Origin of the sequence: Thermococcus sp., assembly GCF_026991495.1 — an archaeon.
GTDB lineage: Archaea > Methanobacteriota_B > Thermococci > Thermococcales > Thermococcaceae > Thermococcus.
The window spans coordinates 1-5,209 of record NZ_JALXBJ010000049.1; the positions used below are offsets into that span (position 1 = coordinate 1).

The 5,209-nt window shown below is 56.4% G+C and carries 7 protein-coding genes; 1 reads left to right on the forward strand and 6 read right to left on the reverse strand.

The window, feature by feature from the left end; all coding sequences use genetic code 11:
* A partial coding sequence (locus MVB78_RS06005; RefSeq protein WP_367270998.1) for an ABC transporter ATP-binding protein occupies positions 1-602 on the forward strand: 602 nt, incomplete at its 5' end.
* Positions 603-621: 19 nt separating this feature from the next.
* Here the strand turns inward: MVB78_RS06005 and MVB78_RS06010 are convergent.
* The 6 genes from MVB78_RS06010 to MVB78_RS06035 all read right to left on the reverse strand — a co-directional run.
* Entirely contained in the window at positions 622-1,611 is a 990-nt protein-coding gene (locus MVB78_RS06010) for a hypothetical protein (protein WP_297489259.1), read from the reverse strand.
* A 49-nt stretch (positions 1,612-1,660) separates the two neighbouring features.
* Positions 1,661-2,608 carry a hypothetical protein gene (locus MVB78_RS06015; protein WP_297489262.1) on the reverse strand — a complete coding sequence of 316 codons (948 nt, stop codon included), beginning with the start codon at positions 2,606-2,608 and terminating at the stop codon, positions 1,661-1,663.
* Positions 2,608-3,687 (reverse strand): signal peptidase I, encoded by a 1,080-nt coding sequence (locus MVB78_RS06020; RefSeq protein ID WP_297489265.1) that lies wholly within the window; start codon positions 3,685-3,687, stop codon positions 2,608-2,610. The genes MVB78_RS06015 and MVB78_RS06020 overlap by 1 nt, the downstream gene beginning before the upstream one ends.
* Before the next feature lie 49 nt (positions 3,688-3,736).
* The gene (locus MVB78_RS06025) at positions 3,737-4,273 is read right to left on the reverse strand and encodes a DUF1102 domain-containing protein (protein ID WP_297489268.1); all 537 of its coding nucleotides are present in this window, start codon (positions 4,271-4,273) and stop codon (positions 3,737-3,739) included.
* Positions 4,274-4,287: 14 nt separating this feature from the next.
* Positions 4,288-4,881, reverse strand: a complete 594-nt coding sequence (locus tag MVB78_RS06030) for a DUF1102 domain-containing protein (protein WP_297489271.1) — start codon at positions 4,879-4,881, stop codon at positions 4,288-4,290.
* Positions 4,882-5,010: 129 nt separating this feature from the next.
* Positions 5,011-5,209 (reverse strand): hypothetical protein (locus tag MVB78_RS06035; RefSeq protein WP_297489273.1); only part of this gene is annotated, 199 nt, incomplete at its 5' end.

Consider the following 5,209-nt stretch of genomic DNA (forward strand, 5'->3'; position numbering starts at 1 on the left):
GACTGGAGGAGTTCAACGGCTCATTTGAAAGGGGCAGGATAAGCGTGATCTTCGGGCCGAGCGGAAGCGGAAAGACGAGTCTCCTGCTGAGCGTGGCCACACTCCTGCGGCCTTCAGAAGGGAGCGTTGCCTACGATGGCATGGACGTGTACTCACTCCCAGAGGCAGAGATGCGGAAACTTAGGAGAAAGCTTGGGGTATCGTTTCAGGAGCCAACTTTTGTCAACGTTCTGAGCGTCTGGGAGAACGTAGAGCTGGCCTTATACGGGGCAGGAAAGCTGAAGGCAGAGTTCAAGAGGAGGGCAGAGGAACTGGCCAAGGAGTTAGGCATCGGGCACACACTGCACAAGCGTCCAACTGAGATAAGCGGAGGCGAGGCCAGGAGGGCCTCGATAGTGAGGGCCCTGGCACACAACCCGGAGGTTATTCTCCTCGATGAGCCAACCGCTTACCTCGACAGGGAATCCGCGGAGCTGTTGCTGGCCCATTTAGAAAAAGAGAAGGAGCGAGGAAAAACAATAGTGGTAACGACTCACGACCCGATCTTCGAGGGAATCGCCGATGCAAAGTTCGTGCTCCAGTACGGCAGGCAGCTGACTTAACAGCAGAAAACGGGAGAGCTCAACCCCTATCCCCCGCCTTTCTCTCCTTTAGATACTCGTAGGCCACTTCTCCGTCGAGTATCGCGTAGACGTCGCGGTCGCCTTCAACGTAGTGAACTATCGGCTTGTCCACGAGGTCAAATACCTTCCCAAGATCCTCAACCGAACCGAGGGCCACTGAAACCATCTCCGCCTCTGAGGGGGTGCCTTCGACGATGAACTTCCTTAAGCTACTCATCTCCTCCCTCTTTCCGCCGCGCTTGTGGAGGAACCCCAAGGGGGGCAGCACGAAGAGGATTGCCATGAGTGGAAAGAGCTTTCTGCCGGTGGAGACACTAACACTCCCCCCTGCAAAGCCGAGCCTGTTATCCAATATCTTAGAATACCGCTCCACCTTTTTGTAGTCCTTTGAGGTGTCTTTTAGACTCAGCATTCCAAGCCCGTTGGTGCTCAGGGAAACCCTGTGGGTGAACGTTTCCCTCCCCGGAATATCGACCTCGACGAGGAGGTACGTGTCGCCGCTGGCCCGGTAGAGTCCCGTTCCCTCCCTGATCTCTTTAAGGCCCTTCTCAAGACTGGACACGTTGAAGCTGACGGGCAGGGAGAAGGAACCGGAAAAGCGCCCGCTCCATGAGCCCCATGTGCGGTTCATGAGGGAGATTCGCTTCTTTCCCGAAACAACGTAGTAGTCAGTTCTGAGGACTGCCCTATAAGACCCAGCCGTTCCCGGGTTTATGGAGTACCTGTAGACCCCCTCTATCCTCCGGGTTATTTTACCAGGGTAGTTTTCAAGGCTCGTCCCGTTCCTGTAGACGGACTCGTCCGAGAAGAAGCCCGCGTGACTCATATCACCCCTCTCGGTGTAGAGGGTTCTGTAGGTGACCTTTGTGGTCTCCGGTGACTTCTTGTAGGCGGTCACTGAATACGCACTGAAGAGAAGGGCCAGCACCAAAAACCCCGCTATCGTGGCCTTCACCACCAACTTCCTCTCTATGGAAAACTTCCTCATAGGGCAGCACACTCCATCCAAGTTCCTTCAAAAGCTGGGCGAGGCCCGATCACGGTCCATTCCCCCCGCAGGTCGTCGAGACCCGTATTCCGTTGCTCACTATACCGTACCCTAATATAACTGCGCCATCGTTCAGGCTGTAGTTCCCGCAGGACGTGAACTCCCGCTGGTTGCCGTGGTTGATCCTCGTGAATATCGTAACGTTCATCCTCTCGCTCCCGCCGGCCGGTAAGGCAACGTTCCACTCCATCTTGGTTGCCGAGCCGTTAGAGCAGCCGCAGTGGTAGCCGCGTCCCCCCGTGGGCCAGAAGGTGTAGTTTCCGGCACTTGCAGAGGTTCCTGAGGGACTCACGTTGAACTCCGCGGGGATCGCGTCGACAACGGTAATGCTCATGTCCTTAGGGGTGGGGTTTGTGACGATTATCTGGAAAACCCATTCCTGACGGCTCTTCAGGGGTATCCCCGCGGTGCTGCCCGAGAGGAGTACCTTCTCGATAGTCGGCATCATCGGCGGGCCTGTTACGACCAGCTTGATTGGGCAGACAGAGAGCGATGCCCCGCCATCATCCCAAGTGGCGTGCACCTCCAGCGGTACTGTGTACTCGCCGGGCTCTACATCCCCGGCCGAAACGTGTCCCCCGAAGGCGTAAACCTCACCGGGATTCAAGGTGACTGGGCTTCCATCGTCGGTCTCTACCGAGACGGAAAGCCCAGCCGGGAGCCAGGAGTAGTCGGGGCTGAGGGCGACGTCCGCATCTCTGTTCTCGGGCAGTGAATTGGTTATGTTGATGGCATCGAAGTCAGTCTCTGAGTTGGCCTGAAGGAAGACCAGCGCGGAGCAGCCCCCTCTACAGTCAAAGCCTAAATACCCTAAATCAGGGGGAACCACCCAAAAGGAGGCGTCCCTCGTGGAGTCGTACCCCCCAAAAGTGCCGCTCGAACCCGCGATGAGGAGCACCCCCACGATGAAGGCCGACACAAAGAACACGCTTCTCATCACCAACCATCCCCTATTATCCTTCCCAAAATGCCCCTTCGTCTGATCCGGATTCTGATCAACTCACCGCTTCCAATGGCGGCCAAGCGATAGAACGCGAGCAGAACCGCCGCCAGTTCGAGGGCGTAGAGAACAAGAGGGAGGTAAGGACTGGCCCGGTAGGAGAGGGCAACGACCCCTCCGGGGAGTATTGCCGGATAGGCATGAACCCTTACCTCCCCTCGGTACACCCGAGTCTCCTTAGGGACGAAAACCCTGAGGAGTACCCTCCGGGTTCCCCTGCCCGGGATGTCAAAGACATTGCCGTTGAGTATCTCGGCCCTTTCCCCGGTTTCGATGAAGTAGTGGAAGGGATAAACCGCCCCGTTCCTCAGGCTTAGGTTCCTCTCAAAGGTGCTCCCGGGCAGGTGCCAGCCCTCCCTCTGGCCGCCGGCGAGGGTGGAGGAGTAGGTAAAGGTCAGTACTCCCCACGAGGCCACCGTAACGAAGAGGAAGCCCGCTATTATGAGAACAGATAGGGCCGCGTAGAGCGTCTTGGCGCGAACCCTGATGTAACGCCTTCTCCTGGCTCTCTTAACCGGTCTTCGCTTGTCCCCACCGAGGAAAGTGAGGAACGAACCGACAACGAGGAAGATGACGACGGCGTAGACGTTGCTCAGTCTCGCACGGAAGGACTCTATGAAGGCCCCGCCTCCCCTTATGACGAGGGGACTGCCGGCCAACTCCACGACCTTACCTATGACGTCGCTCCTCTCAACGATGGGGTTCTCGCCGTTCTGCTGGTCCGTGGCAACGTTGTTGTCCCCTTTGGTTATGTAGCCTCCATCGGTAACCACGAATATCCTGTGAACGGTCCAGCCGTCCCGTCTGTGGAAGACTATTATGTCCCCGGTTTTCCCTCCCTTCGAGAGGGGATTTATGAAAAACAGATCCCCCTTGTTAATCGCCGGGGTCATGCTCTCCGAATAGGTGTAGGACATGAAAACGGGCCTGCCAATCAAGAAGCCCCCAGCGGATACTAAGAGGATAGAGAGCAGTAGTACTGTTGCAACGGCTCCAAGGACTCCCTTCAGGCTCATTCTCACATCCCCCTCTACATAAAGGTGGAGCAAAGGCTCCGAAAGGAAATCACGGTCCGCATGCTCCCGCCGTGGCCTCAAAGCTCATCTGGAACTGGTCAAGGCCGAGGGTTGAGTTGGTGTTGTCGAAGATCATGCCCACCGGAATCGGGTTGCCGTGCTCAACCGTGAACTCTATGTTGTGGGCCGGGCCGGCTACCGGACTGCTGTAGTCGCCCGCGAAGAGAAGGACGTTGTCCTGGTTGCTCTTTATGTCGACGCATATCGGGTAGTTGGTCTGGTTGTTTTCCCAGAGCTCGTTGCTGACCTGGAAAAGCTCCTCAAAGACGTAGGTAGTGTTCGGACTCATCCCGTCCCCTCCCCAATCAGGGTGGTTGGGGTTGTTGTCGCTTATGTCAACGTATATGTTGCCATTGTTGTACGTTACGTAGGGCTGCAGGGCGGTTAGGTCGATGAGCTCGTTGTCATCTGAGACCACCGTGAAGGAGGCCGATCTGTCGGCTGAATAGTACCTGAAGTTGGCACCGGCACCGACGGCCAAGAGCATCCCAACCATCAGGAAAGCCAATCCAAACAGCTTGTTCATTCTTCATTCCCCCTTCACTGACCGCACTTTCCGTCCAGATCGGCCGGCTCGGTGCCGAGCCTGTAGGCCTGTATGTGTATCGGAGTGCTCTGAACGGTTCCCGGTGCGTCGTTTCCAACGCTGAAGTCCATGCCAACGCTCACGGCCTCGCCGCTGTGTACCACAAAGCAGACGTCGTTTTCGGCCATGTCGCTGGCGTAGATTGCACTGCCGCTCGATGTGCTGTATATGTTCTCGTCCGCGCCGTAGAACTGGATCGCGCTGTTGTCGCTTGTTATCCTGACGACTATGGTCATGTTCTCTTCCCAGAGGTCGTTGCTGACGTTGAAGACCTCGTCAAAGTTGTACTCGGAGTTCGGGCTGAGGCCGTTTCCATAACCCGGCCAGTTCGGATTGTCCGGGCTTATGTCAACGACCAGGACTCCGGCGTCGTTTATGTACGCGTAGGGCTGAACCGGGGTCAGATCAATGAGCTCCGTGTCGTCGCTCACTATCTTCCAGTGCACGCTCCTGTCTGCATGGTAGTCCCTGAAGTTGGCTCCCGCCCCCAATACGAGGCCGAAGGCCACCAGCAGGCCAAAAATTCCCAAGGCAAGGTTCTTTCTCAATTTTTCCGCCTCCTTTGATGGAGGCACCGTGGAATCGGGCAGGACACGCGGCGATGCCGCGCGACCATCGCAGGGCGCATCAACACAGTGCCCCTTTCATGGGCAACACGTGGTTGCTCCACTGTGAACTTATGGTTCGTGATATATATGAAGTTCCGGGTTACCGCTTCGGTAACCACACGTTACCTCAAAGAAACGGATGAAATTCGAAGAAAATTCTTCCCTTCCAACCTTCCACCTCTTCAGCGATTTTAAATAAGCCCAAATCATCTCAAAGTAAACGTGCTCGCCCTTAATGACAATCCTCTCCATGAGACTCACCCTCAGC